The organism is Streptomyces sp. NPDC050535 (assembly GCF_044457665.1).
Classification (GTDB): domain Bacteria; phylum Actinomycetota; class Actinomycetes; order Streptomycetales; family Streptomycetaceae; genus Streptomyces.
The window spans coordinates 155,966-178,146 of sequence record NZ_JBITHE010000006.1 but is presented as its reverse complement, the minus strand read 5'-3'; the positions used below and the strand labels follow the sequence as shown (position 1 = coordinate 178,146).

At 71.4% G+C, this 22,181-nt stretch carries 25 protein-coding genes; 15 read left to right on the top strand and 10 right to left on the bottom strand.

Features of this window, described 5'->3' with window-relative positions:
* The first annotated feature begins 3 nt into the window (after positions 1-3).
* The gene (locus tag ACIBLC_RS16255) at positions 4-387 is read left to right on the top strand and encodes a YchJ family protein (protein WP_399211593.1); all 384 of its coding nucleotides are present in this window, start codon (positions 4-6) and stop codon (positions 385-387) included.
* A 3-nt stretch (positions 388-390) separates the two neighbouring features.
* Here the strand turns inward: ACIBLC_RS16255 and ACIBLC_RS16250 are convergent, their stop codons facing one another.
* Entirely contained in the window at positions 391-1,092 is a 702-nt protein-coding gene (locus ACIBLC_RS16250) for a FadR/GntR family transcriptional regulator (protein ID WP_399211592.1), read from the bottom strand.
* 162 nt (positions 1,093-1,254) lie between these two features.
* Between ACIBLC_RS16250 and ACIBLC_RS16245 the strand changes: the two genes are divergently transcribed.
* Genes ACIBLC_RS16245 through ACIBLC_RS16230 form a run of 4 tightly spaced genes read left to right on the top strand, consistent with a single transcriptional unit; the run spans position 1,255 to position 5,082 of the window.
* On the top strand, positions 1,255-1,791 hold the full coding sequence (locus ACIBLC_RS16245) for a gluconokinase (RefSeq protein ID WP_399211811.1): 537 nt from the start codon (positions 1,255-1,257) through the stop codon (positions 1,789-1,791).
* A gap of 43 nt (positions 1,792-1,834) precedes the next feature.
* Positions 1,835-3,232, top strand: coding sequence for a gluconate:H+ symporter (locus ACIBLC_RS16240; protein WP_399211591.1), 1,398 nt, complete (start codon positions 1,835-1,837; stop codon positions 3,230-3,232).
* Between the two features lie 10 nt (positions 3,233-3,242).
* Entirely contained in the window at positions 3,243-4,001 is a 759-nt protein-coding gene (locus tag ACIBLC_RS16235) for an SDR family oxidoreductase (protein WP_399211590.1), read from the top strand.
* 55 nt (positions 4,002-4,056) lie between these two features.
* Positions 4,057-5,082, top strand: a complete 1,026-nt coding sequence (locus ACIBLC_RS16230; protein ID WP_399211589.1) for an L-idonate 5-dehydrogenase — start codon at positions 4,057-4,059, stop codon at positions 5,080-5,082.
* Positions 5,083-5,293: 211 nt separating this feature from the next.
* Here ACIBLC_RS16230 and ACIBLC_RS16225 read toward each other — a convergent pair whose 3' ends face one another.
* From ACIBLC_RS16225 to ACIBLC_RS16215, 3 genes are all read right to left on the bottom strand, one after another.
* Positions 5,294-5,920, bottom strand: a complete 627-nt coding sequence (locus ACIBLC_RS16225; protein ID WP_399211810.1) for a cytochrome b/b6 domain-containing protein — start codon at positions 5,918-5,920, stop codon at positions 5,294-5,296.
* A gap of 2 nt (positions 5,921-5,922) precedes the next feature.
* The gene (locus ACIBLC_RS16220) at positions 5,923-6,696 is read right to left on the bottom strand and encodes a molybdopterin-dependent oxidoreductase (protein WP_399211588.1); all 774 of its coding nucleotides are present in this window, start codon (positions 6,694-6,696) and stop codon (positions 5,923-5,925) included.
* A 166-nt stretch (positions 6,697-6,862) separates the two neighbouring features.
* Positions 6,863-8,518, bottom strand: coding sequence for an FAD-binding dehydrogenase (locus ACIBLC_RS16215; RefSeq protein WP_399211587.1), 1,656 nt, complete (start codon positions 8,516-8,518; stop codon positions 6,863-6,865).
* Positions 8,519-8,880: 362 nt separating this feature from the next.
* On the opposite strand from ACIBLC_RS16215, the gene ACIBLC_RS16210 reads away from it, so the two are divergent.
* The gene (locus tag ACIBLC_RS16210; protein ID WP_399211586.1) at positions 8,881-9,774 is read left to right on the top strand and encodes a DMT family transporter; all 894 of its coding nucleotides are present in this window, start codon (positions 8,881-8,883) and stop codon (positions 9,772-9,774) included.
* 196 nt (positions 9,775-9,970) lie between these two features.
* Positions 9,971-10,486, top strand: coding sequence for an NUDIX domain-containing protein (locus ACIBLC_RS16205; protein ID WP_399211585.1), 516 nt, complete (start codon positions 9,971-9,973; stop codon positions 10,484-10,486).
* Here the strand turns inward: ACIBLC_RS16205 and ACIBLC_RS16200 are convergent.
* Entirely contained in the window at positions 10,468-11,256 is a 789-nt protein-coding gene (locus ACIBLC_RS16200; protein WP_399211584.1) for a hypothetical protein, read from the bottom strand. The genes ACIBLC_RS16205 and ACIBLC_RS16200 overlap by 19 nt on opposite strands.
* A 52-nt stretch (positions 11,257-11,308) precedes the next feature.
* On the opposite strand from ACIBLC_RS16200, the gene ACIBLC_RS16195 reads away from it, so the two are divergent.
* Together ACIBLC_RS16195 and ACIBLC_RS16190 are read left to right on the top strand one after the other, a co-directional pair.
* Positions 11,309-11,701, top strand: a complete 393-nt coding sequence (locus tag ACIBLC_RS16195) for a YidH family protein (RefSeq protein ID WP_399211809.1) — start codon at positions 11,309-11,311, stop codon at positions 11,699-11,701.
* 2 nt (positions 11,702-11,703) lie between these two features.
* Entirely contained in the window at positions 11,704-12,093 is a 390-nt protein-coding gene (locus ACIBLC_RS16190) for a DUF202 domain-containing protein (protein WP_399211583.1), read from the top strand.
* Positions 12,094-12,162: 69 nt separating this feature from the next.
* Here ACIBLC_RS16190 and ACIBLC_RS16185 read toward each other — a convergent pair whose 3' ends face one another.
* Positions 12,163-13,098: an NADP-dependent oxidoreductase gene (locus ACIBLC_RS16185; protein WP_399211582.1), complete on the bottom strand. Its 936-nt coding sequence runs from the start codon at positions 13,096-13,098 to the stop codon at positions 12,163-12,165.
* A gap of 119 nt (positions 13,099-13,217) precedes the next feature.
* Between ACIBLC_RS16185 and ACIBLC_RS16180 the strand changes: the two genes are divergently transcribed.
* The 3 genes from ACIBLC_RS16180 (at position 13,218) to ACIBLC_RS16170 (ending at position 15,904) form a co-directional block, all read left to right on the top strand.
* Positions 13,218-13,514: a hypothetical protein gene (locus tag ACIBLC_RS16180; protein WP_399211581.1), complete on the top strand. Its 297-nt coding sequence runs from the start codon at positions 13,218-13,220 to the stop codon at positions 13,512-13,514.
* A gap of 146 nt (positions 13,515-13,660) precedes the next feature.
* Entirely contained in the window at positions 13,661-14,683 is a 1,023-nt protein-coding gene (locus ACIBLC_RS16175; RefSeq protein ID WP_399211580.1) for a phosphotransferase family protein, read from the top strand.
* 6 nt (positions 14,684-14,689) lie between these two features.
* Positions 14,690-15,904, top strand: coding sequence for an acyl-CoA dehydrogenase family protein (locus ACIBLC_RS16170; protein WP_399211579.1), 1,215 nt, complete (start codon positions 14,690-14,692; stop codon positions 15,902-15,904).
* Between the two features lie 78 nt (positions 15,905-15,982).
* Here ACIBLC_RS16170 and ACIBLC_RS16165 read toward each other — a convergent pair whose 3' ends face one another.
* Positions 15,983-16,519 (bottom strand): hypothetical protein, encoded by a 537-nt coding sequence (locus ACIBLC_RS16165; protein WP_399211578.1) that lies wholly within the window; start codon positions 16,517-16,519, stop codon positions 15,983-15,985.
* On the opposite strand from ACIBLC_RS16165, the gene ACIBLC_RS16160 reads away from it, so the two are divergent.
* Positions 16,507-16,773 (top strand): sensor histidine kinase, encoded by a 267-nt coding sequence (locus ACIBLC_RS16160; RefSeq protein ID WP_399211577.1) that lies wholly within the window; start codon positions 16,507-16,509, stop codon positions 16,771-16,773. The two genes, ACIBLC_RS16165 and ACIBLC_RS16160, sit on opposite strands and share 13 nt — an antisense overlap.
* Positions 16,774-16,829: 56 nt before the next feature.
* Complete coding sequence (locus ACIBLC_RS16155) at positions 16,830-17,552, top strand: response regulator (RefSeq protein WP_399211576.1); 723 nt, start codon at positions 16,830-16,832, stop codon at positions 17,550-17,552.
* A gap of 17 nt (positions 17,553-17,569) precedes the next feature.
* Here ACIBLC_RS16155 and ACIBLC_RS16150 read toward each other — a convergent pair whose 3' ends face one another.
* From ACIBLC_RS16150 to ACIBLC_RS16140, 3 genes are read right to left on the bottom strand one after another with little or no spacing between them, the layout of a single operon-like run.
* Positions 17,570-18,163, bottom strand: coding sequence for a TetR/AcrR family transcriptional regulator (locus tag ACIBLC_RS16150; protein ID WP_399211575.1), 594 nt, complete (start codon positions 18,161-18,163; stop codon positions 17,570-17,572).
* A 34-nt stretch (positions 18,164-18,197) separates the two neighbouring features.
* On the bottom strand, positions 18,198-19,865 hold the full coding sequence (locus ACIBLC_RS16145) for a class I adenylate-forming enzyme family protein (RefSeq protein WP_399211574.1): 1,668 nt from the start codon (positions 19,863-19,865) through the stop codon (positions 18,198-18,200).
* Positions 19,862-20,626 (bottom strand): SDR family oxidoreductase, encoded by a 765-nt coding sequence (locus ACIBLC_RS16140; protein WP_399211573.1) that lies wholly within the window; start codon positions 20,624-20,626, stop codon positions 19,862-19,864. Before ACIBLC_RS16140 ends, ACIBLC_RS16145 begins: the two co-directional genes overlap by 4 nt.
* Before the next feature lie 245 nt (positions 20,627-20,871).
* Between ACIBLC_RS16140 and ACIBLC_RS16135 the strand changes: the two genes are divergently transcribed.
* Positions 20,872-22,110, top strand: coding sequence for an exo-beta-N-acetylmuramidase NamZ domain-containing protein (locus ACIBLC_RS16135; RefSeq protein WP_399211572.1), 1,239 nt, complete (start codon positions 20,872-20,874; stop codon positions 22,108-22,110).
* The last annotated feature ends 71 nt before the right edge of the window (positions 22,111-22,181 follow it).

The following is a 22,181-nucleotide window of genomic DNA, read 5'->3' as shown; positions in this document are numbered from 1 at the left end:
GCCATGACAGCCACGACCGGTCGCTCCTGCCCCTGCGGGCTGCCCCAGGCGTACGAGGAGTGCTGCGGGCGCTGTCACTCGGGCGCCGCGGCGGCGCCGACCGCCGAGGCGCTGATGCGGTCGCGGTACGCCGCCTTCGTACGGCGGGACGAGAAGTACCTGTTGCGGACCTGGCATCCGCGGACGCGGCCCTCGTCCGTCGACTTCGATCGCGGGATGCGGTGGACCGGCCTGGAGATCCTGGAGACGGGTGCCGGGTCGGCGTTCCACTCGACGGGGACCGTGACCTTCCGGGCCTCCTACCAGGGCGGCTCGCTGCATGAGCGCAGCCGCTTCGAGCGGGTCGAGGGCGCTTGGGTGTACGTGGACGGCGACTTCGTCCAGTAGCCGCTACGGCGCCAGTATGTCGAGTTCCTGAAGGGCGCCGACCGTGATCTCGCGGGTGAGCGCCTCGGCGCGGGCCGCGTCGCCCTCGCGGACCGCCTCGGCGACCTGGACGTGCAGGGTGACGGCGGCGGGGTCGGGGTCCTCGAACATGACCTCGTGCTCGGTACGTCCGGTGAGTACCTCGGCGACGACGTCCCCGAGCCGGGCGAACATCTCGTTGCCCGAGGCGTTGAGGATCACCCGGTGGAAGGCGACGTCGTGGACGAGATAGCCCTCCAGCCGGTGGCCGCGTGAGTGGGCGACCATGCCCAGGGCGCACTCGGTGAGCTCGGCGCACTGCTCGGCGGTGGCGTTCCTGGCCGCGAGGCCCGCGGCGATCGGTTCGACGGCGGAGCGCAGCACGGTGAGGGAGCGCAGCTGGTGGGGGCGGTCGGCGCCGGCCAGCCGCCAGCGGATGACCTGGGGGTCGTACACGTTCCACTCGGCCTTGGGCAGGACCGTCACGCCGACGCGGCGGCGGGACTCGACCAGGTGCATGGACTCCAGGACGCGCACCGCCTCGCGCATCACCGAACGCGACACCTCGAAGCGCTGGGCGAGTTCGTCCGTGCGCAGGACGCTCCCGGGCGGGTACTCGCCCGCGGTGATCGCCGGCCCGAGGGTTCCCAGTACGTGTTCGTGCAGGCCCCGGCCCCGTGTGCTCATGCAGCCAGCGTACGAGCCGACAGCACGGATCAAAAAGTCAGACTTATATGTCACAGACTCTTGAATTTGTCGTACCTAATGGGTTTCAGTGTCGTCGACATCGGATGTCGCAGTCGGATGTCTCAGGTGTCGGCCAAAGATGATGAGGACAGCGAGAGCATGATGCAGCTGACGCAGACCCCGCATGTCGTCGTGATCATGGGCGTGTCGGGCACCGGGAAGACCACCATCGGTCCCCTGCTCGCCGCCCGTCTCGGCGTTCCTTACGCCGAGGGCGACGACTTCCACCCCCCGGCCAACATCGCCAAGATGTCGGCCGGGACCCCACTGACCGACGACGACCGGTGGCCCTGGCTCGACGCCATCGGGCGCTGGGCGCACGGACGGGCGGGTCTCGGCGGGGTGGTCAGCAGTTCGGCGCTGAAGCGCGCCTACCGGGACCGGCTGCGGGAGTCCGCGCCCGGTGCCGTGTTCGTGCACCTCACCGGTGACCGCGCCCTCATCCAGGACCGGATGTCTCAGCGCCAGGGGCACTTCATGCCGACGGCGCTGCTCGACTCCCAGTTCGCCACCCTCCAGCCGCTGGAGCCGGACGAGGCGGGCGTCGCCGTGCAGGTCTCCGGTGACCCCGGGGAGATCGCGGACCGGGCCGTGGCCGCGCTCGCCGACCTGCCGCAGTCCCCGCGGTCCCCGCAGTAACCCCCTCTCCTACCTCACCACCGTTCTCACGTAGGGAATCACCGTGACCAGACTCAGCGTCGAGTTGCTGGCAGCCGACCCCGTGGAGCCGATCACCTCGGCGGGCCACGCTCAGCTGGGCATCGCCGTACTGGCGGGCATCGCCGTAATCGTCCTGCTCATCACCAAGTTCAAGCTGCACGCCTTCCTCGCCCTGACCATCGGCTCGCTCGCCCTCGGCGCCTTCGCCGGGGCTCCGCTGGACAAGGCCATCGTCAGCTTCACGACCGGACTCGGTTCGACCGTCGCCGGCGTGGGCGTCCTGATCGCGCTGGGCGCGATACTCGGCAAGCTGCTCGCCGACTCCGGTGGCGCGGACCAGATCGTCGACACGATCCTCGCCAGGGCGGGCGGCCGCGCGATGCCGTGGGCGATGGTCCTGATCGCCTCGGTGATCGGTCTGCCGCTGTTCTTCGAGGTCGGCATCGTGCTGCTGATCCCGGTCGTCCTGATGGTCGCCAAGCGCGGCAACTACTCCCTGATGCGCATCGGCATCCCGGCCCTCGCGGGCCTGTCCGTGATGCACGGCCTGATCCCGCCGCACCCCGGCCCGCTGGTCGCGATCGACGCGGTGGGGGCCAACCTCGGCCTCACGCTGGCCCTCGGCATCCTGGTCGCCATCCCGACGGTGATCATCGCGGGTCCGGTCTTCTCGAAGTACGCCGCCCGGTGGGTGGACGTCCCGGCCCCCGACAAGATGGTCCCGGTGCGCGCCTCCGAGGACCTGGAGAAGCGCCCCGGCTTCGGCGTCACCGTCGCCACCATCATGCTGCCGGTCGTGCTGATGCTGGCCAAGGCGCTGGTCGACATCGTCGTGGACGACCCCACCCACATGGTGCAGCGGGTCTTCGACGTCATCGGCTCACCGCTGATCGCGCTGCTCGCGGCCGTGCTCGTCGGCATGTTCACGCTGGGCCGCGCGGCCGGTTTCACCAGGGACCGGCTGTCGACGACCGTCGAGAAGTCGCTCGCCCCGATCGCGGGCATCCTGCTGATCGTCGGCGCGGGCGGCGGTTTCAAGCAGACGCTGATCGACTCCGGCGTCGGCCAGATGATCCTGGACATCTCCAAGGACTGGTCGATCCCCGCACTGCTCCTGGCCTGGCTGATCGCGGTGGCGATCAGGCTCGCGACCGGTTCGGCGACCGTCGCCACCATCTCGGCCGCCGGTCTCGTCGCCCCCCTCGCGGCCGACATGTCGACCGCGCACGTCTCCCTCCTGGTCCTGGCGATCGGCGCGGGCTCGCTCTTCTTCAGCCATGTCAACGACGCCGGGTTCTGGCTGGTCAAGGAGTACTTCGGCCTGAACGTCGGCCAGACCATCAAGACCTGGTCGGTGATGGAGACGATCATCTCGGTGGTGGCGGGCGGGCTGGTCCTGCTGCTGTCGCTGGTGATCTAGGAGTACGGGTATGAGTCACCCCCTGTTCGACATCAGCGGCCGCAGGGCGCTGGTCACCGGGTCCAGCCGCGGCATCGGGCTCGCGCTGGCCCGGGGGCTCGCGGAGGCGGGCTGCACGGTGGTACTCAACGGGCGCGACGGCGAACGGCTCGGCGAGGCCGCCGCCGGACTGCCCGGGGAGGTCCGCACGGCCGCGTTCGACGTCACCGACGGCCCCTCGGTCGCGGCCGGAATCGCCGAGGTCGAGGAACGGGTGGGACCACTCGACATCCTCGTCAACAACGCCGGTATGCAACTGCGGGCCCCGCTCCTGGAGTTCACGGACTCCGACTGGCACCGGATCCTGAACACCAACCTGACGAGCGCCTTCCTCGTCGGGCGGGAGGCCGCGCGCGGGATGACCGAGCGCGGCCACGGAAAGATCATCAACATCTGCTCCCTCCAGAGCGAGGTCGTCCGTCCGGGCATCGCCCCGTACGCGGCCACCAAGGGCGCGCTGAAGATGCTCACCAAGGGAATGTGCGCGGACTGGGGTCCCCGCGGAGTTCAGGTGAACGGGCTCGGGCCCGGCTACATCGAGACCGAGCTCACCCAACCCCTCGTGGACGACGAGGAGTTCAGCGCCTGGGTACGGCGGCGTACACCGGCCGGGCGCTGGGGCCGTACGGAGGACCTGGTCGGCGGGGTGCTGTTCCTCGCCTCTCCCGCGACTGACTTCGTCAGCGGGCAGGTGCTGTACGTCGACGGCGGCATGACGAGTGTGCTGTGACCCGGCATGACGACTGTTCGCCTGTTCGCCTGTTCGCGGTGAAGGGAGCTCGACCATGCTCGGCTGTGTGATCCACGGGGCGGACGACCTGCGGGTCGACGAGCTGCCCGCGCCCTCCCCCGGCCCCGGACAGGCGCTGGTCGCCGTGCGGTACGGCGGGGTGTGCGGCTCCGACCTGCACTACTGGCGGCATGGCGGGGTCGGCGACTTCCGGCTGCGCGAGCCGATGGTGCTGGGGCACGAGATCGTCGGGACGGTGGTCTCGTACGGTGACGGTGCCTCAGGTCCCCTGCCGGGTACGGCCGTTGCCGTGCACCCGGCCACTCCGTGCGGGGTGTGCCCCGAGTGTGCCGACGGGCGCCGGAACGTGTGCCGTGACACCCGGTATCTGGGGAGCGCGGCGCGGACGCCGCACGTCCAGGGTGGTTTCTCGGCCCAGGTGACAGTGCCCGCCGAGCAGTTGCGTGCACTGCCCGCCGGGCTCCGGCTGCGGCGGGCGGCGCTCGCCGAGCCGCTGTCCGTCGCGCTGCACGCGGTCCTGCGGGCCGGCTCGGTGGCCGGGCGGCATGTCCTGGTGACGGGGGCCGGGCCCATCGGCTGCCTCGTGGTGGCCGCCGCGAAGGCCTCGGGCGCGGCGCGGGTGACGGTCACCGATCTCCTGCCGGAGGCGCTGTCGTACGCCGCCCTGGCCGGCGCGGACTGCGTCGTACGGGCCGACGATCCCGGCGACCCCGGGTGGCCCGCCGAGGTCGACGTCGCCATCGAGGCTTCCGGGGTCGCCGCGGGGCTCGACACCTGCCTCCGCCTTGTCCGGCGGGGCGGGGTCGTCGTTCAGCTCGGCATGCTGCCGGCCGGACGGAGTCCGTTCGCGGGGAACCTGGTGGTGAGCCGGGAGATCGAGCTGCGGGGGGCGTTCCGTTTCGACGGCGAGTTCGACGCGGCGTTGGCTCTGCTCGGTGCGGAGGATCGTTTCGACTCGTTGATCAGTGCGGTGGTGCCCCTCGGCGGGGCCGAGTCGGCGTTCGTCCTCGCGGCGGACCGGAGCCGGTCGTGCAAGGTGCTGCTGGACTTCGGGGCGTAGCCCCGGACCGGGTTTTTCGCCCCCTCCGCCCCTTCCCGTCCCGTATCCGGGGGCTGCGCCCCCAGACCCCCCTTTCGCGCTTCGCGCTCGTCCTCAAACGCCGGACGGGCTGAAGATTTCAGCCCTCCGGCGTTTGAGGAGCGGGGTCTGGGGCGGAGCCCCAGGAACAAGGGACGGGTAGGGGCGGAGGGGGCGAAAGGGCTCTGCCGGGCTAGGGCCGCCAGAGGTGGTGCTCCCGGTCCGCCCACTCGCGGCTGACGGAGCCGGTGCGCAGGCCGCGCCGGGCCTCGGGGTCACCGAGGGCCATCCCGATGTGGCCCGCGAGGACGATGCCGATCGTCAGGGCGAGCCAGTCGTGGACGAAGGTCGCGCTGGTGCGCCACATCAGCGGGGTGAGGTGGGTGAACCACATCAGCAGGCCCGTGCCGAGCATGACGAGGGTCGCGCCGGCGATCCAGGCGGCGTAGGTCTTCTGACCGGCGTTGAACTTCCCGGCGGGACGGGCCGAGGGACGGGAGTCACGGCGCAGGACCGCGCGGAACCACTTGTGGTCGTGCGGCCCCCAGCGATTGAGACGGCCCAGGTCCGCACGGAAGGCGCGGGAGGCAAGTCCCGCCAGGACAGGCAGCGGAAGCAGCAGCCCCGCCCACTCGTGGACACGGACCACCAGCTCACGACGGCCGACCAGCTCGGCGAACTGGGGCACGTACAGGCACGCCGCCGTCACCACGCACACCCCCATCAGCAGCGCGGTGAGCCGGTGCACCCAGCGCTCCGCGCGACTGAAGCGCCGTACACGGGAGGCGAGGGCCGGGGCGTCGTCGACTCGTAGGTTCATCATCAACTCGTGGGCTCGTCGTCGCGTCCGTTCGAGCGGCCGACCCAGGCGTCCACGTCGTAACCCCGTTCCTCCCAGTATCCGGGCCGGACTTTCTCGGTGACCGTGATACCGGAGAGCCACTTGGCGGACTTGTAGAAGTACATGGGGGCGACGTAGAGGCGGACCGGGCCGCCGTGGCTGTGGGCGACGGCCTTGTCCTGCATGCGGTGGGCGACCAGGACGTCGGGGCGCCGGGCCTGTTCCAGGGTGAGGCTCTCCGTGTAGACGCCGTCGAAGCAGGTGAAGCGGATCGCCCCGGCCGTGGAGCGCACTCCCGCGGCGTCCAGGAGGGCGGACAGCCGGACCCCCTCGAAGGGCGTGCCCGGGACCCGCCAGCCGGTGACGCACTGGACGTCCTGCACGAGCCGGGTCTGCGGCAGGGCCTTCAGGTCGGCGAGGCTGTACGAGGTGGGGTGGTCGACCAGGCCGTCGACGGTGAGGCGGTAGTCGGTGGCGTCCTTGTGCGGGACGGACGAGGCCACCGAGTAGTAGCGGAAACCGCCGCCGTTGGGGAGGAGACCCGTCAGTCCTGTGGGGTCCTTGTCGGACGCGCCGGCGAGGAAGGACTCGAAGCCGCGCTGGAGTGTGGGCGCGGCGAGTACGCCGAACGCGCCGAGTCCGACGGTGCCGAGGAACACCCGGCGGCCGACCGGCGCGCCTCGCTCCTCGGGGTGTTCCGGTTCCCGTGCTCGCGGGTGTTCGGATCCCCGCGCATCGGGATGTTCAGAGTTCACCCATTGATTCGAGCACCCGCGACCCCCAAAGGGCCAGGGGCAACGGGTGCTCGTCAGATTTCCGTAACCACTTATTACGCGCTGTTGGAAGAACCACCTATTCGGAAGAACCACCTGTCACGCGCTGTGGGTAAGCACGCTGTTCACCGCGCACGGGCTCCGCCGGTCACTTCACCGCCTTGGCCGCCGCCCGGCCCGCCGTACGCCCGGAGAACAGGCAGCCGCCGAGGAAGGTGCCCTCCAGGGAGCGGTAGCCGTGGACCCCGCCGCCGCCGAACCCGGCTGCCTCACCCGCCGCGTACACGCCCTCCAGCGGGTCCCCGCCCTCGGTCAGCACGCGCGAGGAGAGGTCGGTCTCCAGGCCGCCGAGGCTCTTGCGGGTGAGGATGTTGAGGCGGACGGCGATCAGCGGGCCGGCCTTGGGGTCGAGGATGCGGTGCGGGCTCGCGGTACGGATCAGCTTGTCCCCGAGGTACTTGCGGGCGCCGCGGATCGACATCACCTGGAGGTCCTTGGTGAAGGGGTTCGCGATCTCCCGGTCGCGCGCGACGATCTCGTGGCGCAGCGCCGCCTCGTCGATGAGGGGTTCCTTGGTGATCGCGTTCATGCCGCGGACGAGCGCGCCCAGGTCCTTCTCGACGACGAAGTCCGCGCCGTTGTCCATGAACGCCTTGACCGGACCTGGCACATCGGCGCGGGCCCGACCGATGACGTCCCGGACGGACTTGCCGGTGAGGTCGGGGTTCTGTTCCGACCCCGAGAGCGCGAACTCCTTGCCGATGATCTTCTGGTCGAGCACGAACCAGGTGTAGTCGTACCCGGTCCTCATGATGTGTTCGAGCGTGCCGAGGGTGTCGAAGCCGGGGAAGAGCGGCACCGGCAGCCGCTTGCCGCGGGCGTCGAGCCAGAGGGAGGACGGGCCCGGCAGGATGCGGATGCCGTGGTTCTCCCAGATCGGGTTCCAGTTCTGGATGCCCTCGGTGTAGTGCCACATGCGGTCGCGGTTGATGAGACGGGCGCCGCTCTCCTCGGCGATGGCGAGCATCTTGCCGTCGACGTGCGCGGGTACGCCCGCGACCATCCGCTCCGGCGGGGTGCCGAGCCGCTCCGGCCAGTTGGCGCGTACGAGGTCGTGGTTGCCGCCGATGCCGCCGGACGTGACGATCACCGCCTGGGCCCTCAGCTCGAAGGCGCCGCTGACGGTACGGCTGCTCGCCTGGCCGCGCTCGATGCCGGACGGCTCCAGGATCTCGCCGGTGACGGTGTCGACGGCGCCCGCGCTGCGGGTCAGACCGGTGACACGGTGGCGGAACCTCAGCTGCACGAGGCCGCGGGCGACGCCGGCCCGCACGCGCCGCTCGAAGGGCGCGACCAGGCCCGGCCCGGTCCCCCAGGTGATGTGGAAGCGGGGCACCGAGTTGCCGTGCCCGTTGGCGTCGTAGCCGCCGCGTTCGGCCCAGCCGACCACGGGAAAGAAGCGGACGCCCTGCCGGTGCAGCCAGGAGCGCTTCTCGCCGGCCGCGAAGTCGACGTACGCCTCGGCCCACTTGCGTGGCCAGTGGTCCTCCGCGCGGTCGAAACCGGCTGTTCCCATCCAGTCCTGGAGGGCCAGCGCGTGATTATCCTTGATCCGCAGGCGGCGCTGCTCGGGCGAGTTCACGAAGAAGAGCCCGCCGAACGACCAGTGCGCCTGGCCGCCGATCGACTGCTCGGGCTCCTGGTCGAGGAGGATCACCTTGCGGCCGGCGTCGACGAGCTCGGCGGTCGCGGCGAGCCCCGCGAGGCCCGCTCCGATCACGATCACATCTGCGTCGTAGGCCATGGGCCCGTCCTCTCGGCATTCCGACAGGCCGGACCCGCACCGTCACGGAGGACGTCACAAGCCACGCGATGAGGTACATCATGGGACATGAGATACGTCATGCGCGGACTCATGAGGGCTTCGTCACGAACGGACCGGCTTCGTCGCTGGTTGATGAGACATTGATGGTGCGGAAGGCGGTGGTCGCCGAGGTGCCCGACCACTCGTTGTTACTGATCGGTCAGATCCTTCGGCAAGAGGAGTGACCGAGTCAACCGCCCGGATCCGGGTACTGTCGGGGCAGGCCCCGGCCCATGGCACCACAGTCGGCGCGAAACGCACCCGTGGCCCGCTCTGACTCCCGATGTATCGAGGTACTCAGCGTGTCGGTTCTCGTTCTGGTCCTTTCCGTGAGCGCGGCCTGTTGCCTGGGCTTCGGGTTCGTGCTCCAGCAGAACGCCGCCTCGCACGCCCCCCTCAGCGACTTCCTCTCCCCCCGCCTGCTCCTGGACCTGATCCGGGTGCCCCGGTGGCTGGGCGGCATCGGGCTCATGGTGTGCGGCATGGTCCTCGGCGCGATCGCCCTGGGCAAGGGCGAGATCTCCCTGGTGGAACCCCTGCTGGCGACGAACCTGCTCTTCGCGCTCGCGCTCTCCCGCCACCAGACCAAGCAGCCGCTGGGCCGGCAGGGCTGGGCCGGACTCCTGCTCCTCGCGGGCGGCGTCAGCGCCTTCATCGTCGCCGGACAGCCGGAGGGCGGTGACGCGGTGAGCGATCCCCTGCGACACTGGCTGATCATCGGGATCATGGTCGGCCTCGCGCTCATGCTGACCGCGTACGCGAAGCGGACCCGGCTCAGCTCCGCGCCCGTGCTGCTCTCGCTGGCCGCGGGTCTGCTGTACGGCGTGCAGGACGCGCTCACCCGGGTCAGCGGGCAGCGGTTCGGCGAGGGCGGCTGGACCGAACTGCTCACCGGCTGGCAGCCGTACGGCGTTCTCGTCCTCGGGGTGACGGGCCTCGTGCTGGTGCAGAGCGCCTTCGAGACCGCGCCCCTGCGGATGTCGCTGCCGGCCCTCACCGCGGCCCAGCCGCTGGCCGGGATCGTCTGCGGGGTCGGGTTCCTCGGCGACCAACTGCGCACGGACACGGGAGCGCTCGCCTGGCAGGCGGCGGGGCTCGCGGCCGTCGTCGCGGGGATCGTGCTGCTCGGACTGCATCCGGCGATGCCCCGCGGGACGTCCGCCAGGAAGCCGACGCTGGACCTCCAGCCGCACTGAGGGCGACGGGCGGCCTCGGCTCAGCCGAAATCGCCACAGCCGGAGTCACCACGGCCGGAGTCACATCGGCCCCACCGGTGACGGCCGGACTCGCGACGGACCGGCTCGCGGCACCCCGGGCCCGCGGCAGCCCGGCTCGCGGCACCCGGATCCGGGTCGGCCCGTCGGCGTGGCCCGGCCCTGCTTGGATGGAGGCATGAGCGCCGCTGACGAGATCCTCGACATCGTGGACGAGAACGACCAGGTCACCGGGCAGTCCCCGCGTGGGGAGGCGTACGCGCTCGGGCTGCGCCACCGGTGCGTGTTCATCCAGGCCCGGGACGCCGAGGGCCGGATCTTCGTGCACCGCCGGACAGCGACCAAACTGGTGTTCCCCTCTCTGTACGACATGTTCGTCGGCGGAGTCGTCGGCGCGGGTGAGACGTACGACGCGGCGGCGCTGCGGGAGGCCGAGGAGGAACTCGGCGTCTCCGGGCTCCCGCGTCCCGTTCCCCTCTTCAAGTTCCTCTACGACAACGGGGCGGGCCGGAGCTGGTGGTCCGCCGTCTACGAGGTCCGCTGCGATCTCCCGGTCGACCCGCAGGTCGAGGAGGTCGCCTGGCACGAGTTCCTCCCCGAGGACGAGGTGGAGCGCCGGCTCACCGACCGGACCTGGGTCCCGGACGGCCTCGCGGCGTACGAGCGGCTCAAGGACTACCGCTCGCGGGCCTGATCCGCTCCCGACGCACTCCTCCCGAGGGCGTCCGCCAGCGCATGAGCGTGGGCGGGGTCGCCGCCCAGGTACAGGGGCAGGACGCGCGGGCTGTATTGCCCGTCGCACACCGCGAGGGGGCTCGGCCCGGCCGTGCCACCGCTCAGCGGGCTCTCTCCCCGCGTCTCCCACGTCGGCCCGTCCCAGAACGGGTGGTCGAGCAGCCGCCGGGCCACTGCGGGCGCCGCCCGAGCCGCGACCCCCACGGCGGTGAGCGCGCCGGCTATGCGGGACACCGCCTCGGCCACCGGCACGTCCGCGTCCCCGAACGCGGGCAGCAGCAGGAGCAGCCGCAGCGCGGGGTCGCGGACGCCCTCCGCCCGCGCCGGTGCCGAGTCGGCGACCGCGACCAGCTCGGGCCAGGACAGCCCCGGGCCGCTGAAGTGTCCCTCCAGCGAGGCCAGCGGCGCGTCCCGGTCCCAGTCCGGGTGGGTGATCAGGTAGTCGGTGCCGGGGTCGTCGGGGAAGTTTCGGTGGACCGTCCACAGCAGGTGTCCCCCGGCCAGCGGTATGCGGTACGCCGGCCAGACCTCCCGCGCGCTGTAGAGCGCCTCGGTCGCGGCGTCGACGTCCGCCTCGTCGGCACCGAAGAGCTCGGGCTCCTCCATGAACTCGTCCCAGCCCGGGAGGAAGTAGGCGGGCCAGAATCCGGCCAGCCCGAGCAGCTCCTCGGCCGGGGCGATGCCGTGGCCGGGCGCGGCGTACCGGGCCAGTGACGTGGGAACATCCATGCGCCGAACGGTAGCGAGCCGCACCGACAACGCTCCCGGTAGGGTCCAGGGCGTGATCGGATTCGTACGGAACGTCCAGCTGTGGTTCGCGCCCCGGGACGTCGACGCGGAGGGCACCACACCCGACTACCGCTTCTCGCTGGCGAACGAGCGGACCTTTCTGGCGTGGCTGCGCACCGCGCTCGCGCTGATCGGCGGCGGCTTCGCGGTGGACCAGTTCCTGCCGGATCTCCAGTGGGGCTGGCGCGTCGGCCTCGCGCTCGCCCTGCTCGCGGCAGGCGTGCTCTGCTCGCTCCGCGCGGTCAACCACTGGGTGCGGTGCGAAATGGCGATGCGCAAGGGCGAGGATCTGCCCGTGTCGCGCTTTCCGGCCGTACTGAGCATCGTGGTCGCGATCGTCGCCGTGGCCATGGTCGTCGTCGTGTTCGCCGGCTGGGAAGGATGACGATGCCCGCCCGGGACGCGGAACAGGGCGCGGCACGGTACACGGAGCAGGGCGTGGCACCGGATGCGGAACGGCGCGGGGCGCGGGACCCGGGCCTGCAACCGGAGCGCACGCGGCTCGCGTGGCGGCGTACGACCCTGTCGAGCACCGTGGCCGCCGTGCTGGCCGCGAAGACGACACTGCACGGCGGCGGGTCGGTGACCGGGGTGCTGGTCTGCGCCCTGTGCTGCGCGCTCTGGCTGGGTTTCCTCGCCATCGCCCACCGCCGCATCCGGGTGCTCGCGGCGGCGGCCGGCTCGGGCGGCCCGCCGGCGCTCACACCCCGGCACGCGACGGCGGCGACGCTGTGCACGGTGGCGCTGGCGGTGTGCGCCGCGGCACTGGTGTTCTGAGGAGGCGAGGACGACCGGTGTTCCGAGCGGCCGGGACCTCCCCGGATCGGGATCGGGATCCGCATCCCCTCAGTCCGTCCAGTCCACCGTCACCACGATCTTCCCTCGCGTACGGCCCTCCGCGCTCAGCCGATGCGCCTCGGCCGCCCGGTCCAGCGGAAAGGTCTCGGCGACATGGACCGAGACGACGCCCTGCCCGGCCAGGTCGGACAGGTGCTGGAGGTCGTCCGCGGCCGGGCGGACGAAGTAGTAGCGGCCGCCGAAACCGACCACGTCCGGGTCGGCGATGGAAGCCAACCGGCCCTCCGGAGCGAGCAGTTCGGCGGAGACCTTCGTCGTGTCGCCGCCGATCGTGTCGAAGGCCGCGTCGACACCCTCCGGTGCGAGCGCCCGTACCCGCTCGGCGAGACCCTCGCCGTAGGTGACCGGCTCGCCGCCCAGGGACCGTACGAAGTCGTGGTTGGACTCGCCAGCCGTGCCGATCACGCGGGCGCCGAGGTGCCGGGCGAGCTGGACCGCGACCGAGCCGACGCCGCCCGCCGCGGCGTGGACGAGTACCGTCTCGCCCGCCCGCACGTCGAGGACCTCGACCAGCACCTGGTACGCGGTGAGCCCGACCAGGGGCAGGCCCGCCGCCTCCTCGAAGGAGAGGTTCAGCGGTTTGCGGGCGAGGGTGCGCACGGGGGCCGCGACGTACTCGGCGAAGGTGCCGCGGGAGAGGAAGTCCTCGCGGACGTATCCGATGACCTCGTCGCCGACCTCGAACTCCGTGACGGCCGCGCCGGGCTGGACCACCACACCGGAGACGTCCCAGCCGGGGATCACCGGGAAGGCCGCGTCGAGAATGCCGTCGAGGTAACCCTCGCGGCACTTCCAGTCGACGGGGTTCACGGATGCCGCGCGCACCTTCACGAGCACGGTGTCGGGTCCGACCTTGGGGTCGCGTACGTCCCCGTACTCCAGGACGTCCGGCCCGCCGTACCGGCTGTAGCTGATCGCCTTCATGCCATCGACACTCCGCGCCGCACGGGCGGCGCGCAAGCCGGAATGGGATGATTTGAGGCGCTTTTTGCCGCTACTCTGAGCCGTCGTTCCCCACCCCACCACCTCCGAAGGTGAGCGCCATGACCACCCTCCACGCCGAGCACTCCGCCCACGAGCACGCCCACGGCCCCGCCTGCGGTCACACCGCGGTACGGCACGACGACCACCTCGACTACGCACACGACGGGCACCTGCACCGGGAGCACTCCGGCCACTGGGACGAGTGCGAGCCGAGCGGTCACACCACGCACGACGAGCACGGGCACCAGCACGGCGAGGGCTGCGGGCACCCCGCGGTCGAGCACGGCGACCACGTCGACTACGTGCACGACGGACACCGGCACGCCGAGCACGAGGGTCATTGGGACGACCACTAGGACGGTCCGGTCACCGGCGTCTCCCCCGATTCACGGCCCCCAGGGCTCCGGGGGAGACGCCGATCACGTTTCGCACACCCGCTGGACGACATACCGACTGGTCGGCATCATAGTCATGTCCTGTTTCCCCGCGCGTAGGAGCGACGATGTGCCCAGACCATCCGCCAGGTCTTGATCTCGACCGGTTGCGTGCCCTGCTCGACCGCGAGCGGCCCGGACTGGCGAACGGCCCGCTGACCGGCCGGCTGATCGAGGGCGGACGGTCGAACCTCACCTACGAGGTCACGGACGGCGCCGCGAAGTGGGTCGTACGGCGGCCGCCGCTCGGGCACGTGCTGGCCACCGCGCACGACATGAAGCGCGAGCACCGGGTGATCAGCGCGCTGTACCCGACGCCGGTGCCGGTGCCGCGCCCGTTGCTGCTGTGCGAGGACGAGTCGGTACTCGGATCGCCGTTCTACGTCATGGAGTTCGTGGAGGGCACGCCGTACCGCACCTCGCAGGAACTCGTCCCGCTCGGCCCCGAGCGCACCCGCGACGCGGTATTCGGCCTTGTGGACACGCTGGTCGAGTTGCACGCGGTGGATCCCGCCGAGGTGGGCCTCGCCGACTTCGGCCGGCCCGAGGGCTTTCTCGACCGCCAACTGCGCCGCTGGGGCAAGCAGTTGGACGCGTCCCGGAACCGCGAGCTGGCCGGAATCGACGAGTTGCACGCGGCCCTGGGGCGCGCGCTCCCGGACTCCCCCGCGTCCGCCGTCGTGCACGGCGACTACCGCCTCGACAACGTGCTGATCGGTCCCGACGACCGGATCAACGCGATCCTGGACTGGGAGATGTCCACGCTCGGCGACCCCCTGACGGACCTGGGGCTGATGGTCATGTACAGCCAGCCGCTCGAGCTTCCCGACTCCCCCATCAGCACGACCGCCTCGGCGGCCGGACACCCGGATCCGGCCGAGATCATCGAGCGGTACGCCGCGCGCTCGGGGCGCGACGTGTCCGCCGTCTCCTGGTACACGGCGTTCGCGTGGTTCAAGCTCGCCGTGATCCTGGAGGGCATCCACTACCGCTACACGCAGGGCCAGACGGTCGGCGCGGGCTTCGACCGCATCGGCGAACTCACCCCCGTCTTCATCGAGCACGGCCTGACCACCCTTCAGGAAGGCTGATCCGCCATGGACTTCGCATTCGACGCGCGCACCGAGGAACTGCGCGGGAAGCTGCTCGCCTTCATGGACGAGTACGTCTATCCGGCGGAGACGGTCGCGGAGGAGCAGCGCGCTCGGCTCGCCTCGCCGTGGGACACCCCGGCCGTGGTCGGGGAGTTGAAGGCCGAGGCACGCCGGCAGGGGCTGTGGAACCTCTTCCTGCCGGACTCCGAGTACGGCGCGGGACTCACCAACCTCCAGTACGCGCCGCTCGCCGAGATCACCGGCCGCAGCCCGCACCTGGCGCCCACCGCGCTGAACTGCGCGGCCCCCGACACGGGCAACATGGAGGTGCTCACACAGTTCGGCGACGAGCAGCAGCGCAAGCAGTGGCTGGAGCCCCTCCTCGCGGGCGAGATCCGTTCGGCGTTCGCGATGACCGAGCCCGAGGTGGCCTCCTCCGACGCCACGAACATCACCACGCGCATCGAGCGGGAGGGCGACGAGTACGTCATCACCGGCCGCAAGTGGTACATCTCCGGTGCGATGAACCCGGACTGCAGGATCTTCATCGTGATGGGCAAGACCGACCCGGAGGGCTCCGACCCGCGCCGTCAGCAGTCCATGGTGCTGGTGCCGCGCGACACTCCCGGTGTCGAGATCCGGCGCGCCATGCAGGTGTACGGCTACGAGGACCACTCGCACGGCGGCCACGCCGAGGTCGCCTTCCACCAGGTCCGCGTCCCCGTCGGCAACCTGGTCGGCGAGGAGGGCGGCGGTTTCGCCATCGCCCAGGCGCGGCTCGGCCCCGGCCGGATCCACCACTGCATGCGGCTGATCGGGATGGCCGAGCGGGCGATCGAGCTGATGTGCCGCCGGGCCGTGTCCCGTACCGCCTTCGGCAAGCCGCTGGCCCAGCAGGGCGTGGTCCAGAACTGGATCGCCGACTCCCGGGTGGCCGTCGAGCAGCTGCGCCTGCTGGTCCTGAAGACCGCCTGGATGATGGACACGGTCGGCAACAAGGGCGCCCACACCGAGATCCAGGCCATCAAGATCGCCACTCCGCGCACGGTCGTCGACATCCTCGACAAGGCGGTCCAGCTGCACGGCGCGGGCGGCGTGAGCCAGGACTTCCCCCTGGCCGAACTGTGGGCGAGCGCGAGGACGTTGAAGCTCGCCGACGGTCCCGACGAGGTGCATCAGCGGTCGCTGGCCCGCCGGGAGATCAAGAAGCATCTGTGACACCTGTGGCACCAGCGAGGCGCGGCGGGGCCGTTGAGGGGCTGTGTGCCCCTCAACGGCCCCGTCCCCCGGGCGCGGTCAGTTCCGGGTGGTCGCCGTGAGCGTCCAGCCCTGCCTGCACTTCAGTCCGAACGTGCCGTTGTCGCAGCCCTCGACCCTGAAGCTGTAGGTCCCGCTGGTGTGCTTGCGGATCCACATGCCGCCGGAGGTGCCGCCGCGCTTGGTGACCTGGGTGCCGCCCGCGTCGGCGGCGCTGGTGTAGCGGACCAGGAAGGCGTCGTAGTGGTAAGGGTTCGTGGGGCCCCAGTTGAAGTACGCGTAGCCGTTGCGCTCCCAGGCGGCGACCACCATCTCCTGGCCCTGGCGGGGCGACCAGCTCACGTTCCCGCTCTCGAAGTACTGCCGCTTGCCGAGCTTCGTCCCGTTCCTCGCCTTGACGGTCAGCACCTCGGTGCGCGGGCAGCCGAGCATGCCGTTCACGCCGCCCAGGTCGCTCCAACGCTCGTGGATGAAGCTGTTGCCGAGCTTGTGGCCGCACGCCGTCGGCGCCCCCGCGGGAGCGGCCGTCGCGGCAGGCACCGCCATCGTGCCGCCGAGCGCGAGTGCCGAGCCCACGGCGAGGCCCGTCAGACGCCGGTTCACTGAAAGCCCGGCACGCCCGGGCCTCCCACGTCGACCTGCGCATCGAGATCGGCGACGGGCTGCGCCTGGAGGTCCGCGACGACGGCTCCCCCGTCGACGAGGAGACCGCGTGGCGCCCCGGCGTGGGCATCACCTCCATGCAGGAGCGCGCCGCGGAGCTCGGCGGCAGTTGCGTGGCGGGGCGGGGGCGCGTGGTGGCGACCCTGCCGCTCGGGGAGCCACCGTGACGCGAGACGAACGGCACGGCGGCACGGGGGGTCGGCGAACGCTTGGGGAGGCGGGGATGGACGCGCAGCAGGAGGAACCCGGACGCGAGGTGCGCTCCGGGGACGGCGCGGGAGGCGGCGGGTTGCGGGTCGTACTCGCCGATGATCACCCCGTCGTGCGTACGGGGCTGGCCGCGCTGTTGGAGTCGGTGCGGGACGGGACGCCGGGCGTGTCCGTCGTAGGGGTCGCCTCCGACGGGCGGGAGGCGGTGCGGGCGGCGGTGACCCTGCGCCCGCACGTGGTCGTGATGGACATCCGGATGCCGGACATGAACGGCGTCGAGGCGACTCGGGAGATCGGCCGGCTGGCGCCGGCGGTGGCGGTGCTGATGCTCACCATGGTCGAGGAGGACGACTCGGTGTTCGCGGCGATGCGTGCCGGGGCCCGCGGGTATGTGCTCAAGGGCGCCGGACAGGACGAGATCGTCCGGGCGATCAGATCCGTGGCCGCCGGGGAGGCGATCTTCGGTCCCGGCGTGGCGCGCCGGGTGCTCGGGCAGCTCAGCCGTCCGCTGCCGCAGGCGGACCCGTGCCCGGCGCTCACCCCGCGCGAACGGGACGTACTCACCCTGATCGCCGCGGGGACCCCCAACGCGTCGGTGGCGGCCCGGCTCGGTCTGTCGCCGAAGACCGTCAGCAACCACATGTCCGCGGTGCTCGCGAAGCTGGGCGTGGCGGACCGCACGGAGGCGGCGGCCTGGGCCCGCGAGGCGGGCCTCGGGCCGACCGCCGGTCCGTGAGCCGGGAAACCCGGCCCTCAGGGCCGCAGCGCGCGCAGCAGCAGGTCCGCCAGCTGGTCGGCGACCTCCTGCGGCGTGAGCGGGCCGTCGGGCCGGTACCACGTCGACAGGTGATGCACGGAACCGAAGTGGTAGTCGACGACCAGGTCCGCGGGGGTGGCCGTGGAGAAGACGCCCTTCTTCTGGCCCTCCTCGATCAGCGCGCGGAAGCGCTCGTGGTAGCGGCGTCGTTCGGACCGCACCTGCTTGAGCTTCTCCGGACTGAGCTGGTGCATCGACCGGAAGAAGATCGCCGCGTCGTCGAGGTTGTCGATGGTCGTGACGACGACGTCGGCCGCCGCGGCGCGCAGCCGGTCCTCGACGGGCGCGTCGGAGTCCGCGAAGGCGTCCAGGCGCTCCTGCTGGAGGCGCAGCACGCGCGCGTAGACCTCGTGCAGGAGGTCGTCCTTGGAGCCGAAGTAGTGGTAGAGCGCCCCCTTGGTGACGCCCGCCGCCTCGACGATCTCCTGCACGGAGGTCCGGTCGTAGCCCTGCTCGGCGAAGAGCCGGGTGGCCGCGGCCAAGAGCCGCTGCGGGACGGGCGCGCTGTCACCGTCCGTAGTCCTGGGCACTGCCGCCACCTGCCTTCCTCGATGTCCTGCTGTGCTACTTGCTCTGTTGCGGCCGGGAACGCAGTTCCCGACGGAGGATCTTCCCACTCGCCGTCTTCGGCAAGTCGGGCAGGATCTCCACCTGCCGCGGATATTTGTAGGCGGCCAGTCTCTCCTCGCAGTACGCGGCGAACGCCTCGGGGAGCTCGTCGGCCCCCGGGCGCAGGCTGACGTAGGCCTTCACGGTCTCGCCGCGGTACCCGTCGGGTATCCCGACGACGGCCGCCTCGCGCACCGCGGGGTGGGTGTAGAGGACGTCCTCGACCTCGCGCGGCCACACCTTGAAGCCGGACGCGTTGATCATGTCCTTCTTGCGGTCGACCACGTAGAGCCAGCCCTCGGAGTCCATGAAACCGATGTCGCCGGTGCGCAGCTCGCCGCCGGGGAAGGTCTCGGCGGTGGCTTCGGGGCGGCGCCAGTAACCGGGCACGACCTGCGGTCCCCGTACGACGATCTCGCCCTGGTCGCCGAGCGGCACCTCCTGGCCCGCGTCGTCGACGATGCGTACGCCGGTGTCGGGGCCCGGTACGCCCACCGCGAGGGTCCCGGAGACCGGGTCGACGGGCGCTTCCAGGGCGGGCGGTACGGAGGCGCAGGGGGCGGTGCACTCGGTGAGCCCGTAGCCGTTGCGGATGTACGGCCCGAAGCCGGCCCGGAACTTCTCCACCAGGGCGGGTGGCAGTGGCGCGCCGCCGGAGGAGATGTTCCGGAAGGAGGCGAAGTGCTCGCGGGTGACGGCGGGATGTGCGGCGAGGGCCATGAAGGCGGTCGAGGGGCCGACGGTGTAGAGGGGCCGGTGCTCGACGAACGCGTCGAGCACGACGCCCGCCTCGAAGCGGTACGCGAGGACCAGCGTTCCCGTGCTCGTCAGACAGGCCGCGAGCTGGCAGACCATCCCGGTGATGTGGAACAGGGGCGCCATCGTGAAGTAGACGGGCGCCTCGGGCAGTGCGAGGCCGGTCCGCTGCCGCTCGGCGTTGTACATGATGTTGCCGTGCGTGTTGGTGGCCCCCTTGGGCGCGCCGCTGGTCCCCGAGGTGTAGCTGATCAGCGCGATGTCGGAGGGGCCCGGGTCCCGGCTCCCGGGCGCCCTGTGGCCCTGCCGCGCGACGGCCACGAGGTCGTCGGCGTCCGCGGCGGCCGGGAGCCGTTCGAAGGACAGCACGCGCGCGTCGCCGCGGGTTTGGAAGTCCAACTCGCAGGCGGTGAGCTTGATGCGCACGGGTGAGTCGGCGGCCGTCTCGCGCAGGTACGTGTCCCAGGCGCGGTCGGAGCAGATCAGCGCCGCGACCTCGCCGTCCCGCAGGACGTGGGCGACCTCGGCCGACTTGTACATCGGGTTGACCGGTACGACGATCGCGCCGGCCTTCCAGGCGCCGAGCAGGGCGAGCACGAAGTGCGGAGAGTTCTGGAGCATGATCGCGACCCGGTCGCCGCGCTCCAGGCCGCGCGCGGCGAGGTACCCGGCGACGGAGTCGCTCAGTTCGTCGACCTCGCGGTAGCTCAGCCGGCCGTCGAAGTAGGCGAGGGCGGGACGGTCGGGCGCGGCGCCGACGGCCGCGCGCAGGGCGTGCACCAGGGAGTCGGGAGGTTCTACCGGGCCGCGCTGGACGTCGTTGAGCAGGTTCAGCCAGGGCTTGGCGGCGTAGGGGGACACGGTCATCGGCCGGCCTCCCACTTCTGCTGGATGTGGTTCATGTTCGCCAGCCAGCGGTCGGGCTCGGCGGCCCGCACCTGGTAGTAATCGGCGACCTCGGGGTGGGGCAGGATCAGGAAGCGGTCCTCCCCGATCCCGGCGAAGAGCGCGTCCGCGACGGCCTCGGGCTCGATGGCGGTGGGCTGGAGCACCAGGTCACCCGCGCTGCCGGTGGCGGCGAGCATGTCCGTGCGCACGCCCTGCGGACAGATCGCGTGGACCTTCAGACCGCGGTGGCGGTACGTCAGCGAGAGCCACTCGGCGAAGGCGTACGCACCGTGCTTGGTGACGGCGTACGGCGCGGCGCCGATCATGGTGAGCAGCCCGGCGGCCGAGACCGTGGAGACGAAACGGCCGCTGCCGCGCTCCAGCCAGGCCGGGAGCAGCTCGTGGGCCGCGCGTACGTGCGCCATGACGTTGACGTCCCAGGCGAGCGCCCAGACCTCCTCGCCGGCCGCCTCGGTCCCGCCCGAGCCGACGCCCGCGTTGGCGCAGTACACGTCGACCGTGCCGCCGAGCGCGTCCCTGGCGTCCGCCACGATCGTGGACGCGTCGCCCGGGACAGCGATGCCGCCGATCTCGTCGGCCACCGCCTTCGCCTTGGCGGCGTCCAGGTCGTTGACGACGACTCTGGCTCCCGCGGCGGCGAAGCGGCGGGCCAGCGCGGCCCCGATCCCGCCCCCCGCTCCGGTGACGATCACTCCGGCATCCTGCACGGCTTCCACCATCGGTCTCCTTCGACGCGACGAGAATCGGCTCTGCTCGCAGCCGGCTACTGCTGCGTCCGCCAGACTAACCAGTCGGTATGTAGCGAGGGAAGGGGGGCCGGGGAGCACCCGAAGGGGCGCGGGGTGTGACATTCACGGCTCCGCCGCGCGGGCGCGACCAGCCATGGACGGTCCGCGGCTTCCGAACCGACAGCGGAGCGCCTAGCGTGCCCGTGCCAACCTTCCGCGATCACGGAGGTCCCACCATGCGCTTGTCCAGACGGGCACTGCTCGCCGCCGGTACCGCCGCGGCGGCTCTCACACCGGTTCCGGCCGCTGCGAAGGGAACCGGCGGCCGTGGGCTGCGTACCGGCTTCGAACGCCTGGCCGCAGGCGGCTACGCGCCCCTCGACGGGCAGCGCGTCGGCGTCGTCACCAATCCCACCGGCGTGACCAGGGACGTACGCCACATCGTCGACGTCATGCACGCCGACGACCGGGTGAACCTGATCGCCGTCTTCGGCCCCGAGCACGGCTTCCGCGGCACCGCGCAGGCCGGCGGCTCCGAGGGCCGCTACGACGACCCGGCGACCGGACTGCCCGTCTACGACACGTACCTGAAGAGCGGTCAGCCGCTCGCCGACATCTTCACCGCCTCCGGCGTGGACACCGTCGTCTTCGACATCCAGGACGTGGGCGCGCGCTTCTACACCTACATCTGGACGTTGTACGACTGCATGGAGGCGGCCCGGCTGGCGGGAAAGCGTTTCGTGGTGCTCGACCGGCCGAACCCGGTGACCGGCCGGGCGGCCCAAGGCCCGGTGCTGCACAAGGAGTTCGCGACGTTCGTCGGACGGGAGCCCATCGCGCAGGCGCACGGGATGACCGTGGCGGAGCTGGCCCGGCTGTTCAACGGGGAGTTCCTGACGGCGCCGGTGGCGCTGGAGACCGTACTGATGTCGGGCTGGCGGCGGTCGGACTTCTACGACGCCTCCGGACTCCCCTGGGTGCCGCCGAGCCCGAACATGCCGACGGCCGACACCGCGTTGGTGTACTCCGGGACCTGCCTCTTCGAGGGAACGAACCTGTCGGAGGGCCGGGGCACGACCCGTCCGTTCGAACTGCTCGGCGCGGAGGGCATCGACCGGCACTGGGCCGAGGCCGTCGGCCGACTCGGGCTGCCCGGCGTGCACTTCAGGGAGGCGTACTTCGCTCCCACCTTCTCCAAGTTCCAGGGAAAGACGATCGGCGGAGTACAGATCCACGTGCACGACCGGGCCGCCTACGACCCGGTCCGCACCGGAATCGCCCTTCTGGTGACCGCCAGGGAGTCCTGGAGCGGCTTCGCCTGGCGCACCGACAACTGGATCGACAGGCTGACCGGGTCCACGAGTGTCCGCACGATGATCGACGCGGGGGCGACCACCGACGAGGTCGTGGCCGCCTGGCAGGACGAGTTGACGGCGTTCCGGCGCGTGCGCGGGAAGTACCTCGTGTACCGATGAGGCTCGCAGACCAGGGCCGGTTGGCCAACGACCTTGGAAGAAAAGCTCGTTGGCCAACCGCCGTGGGCACT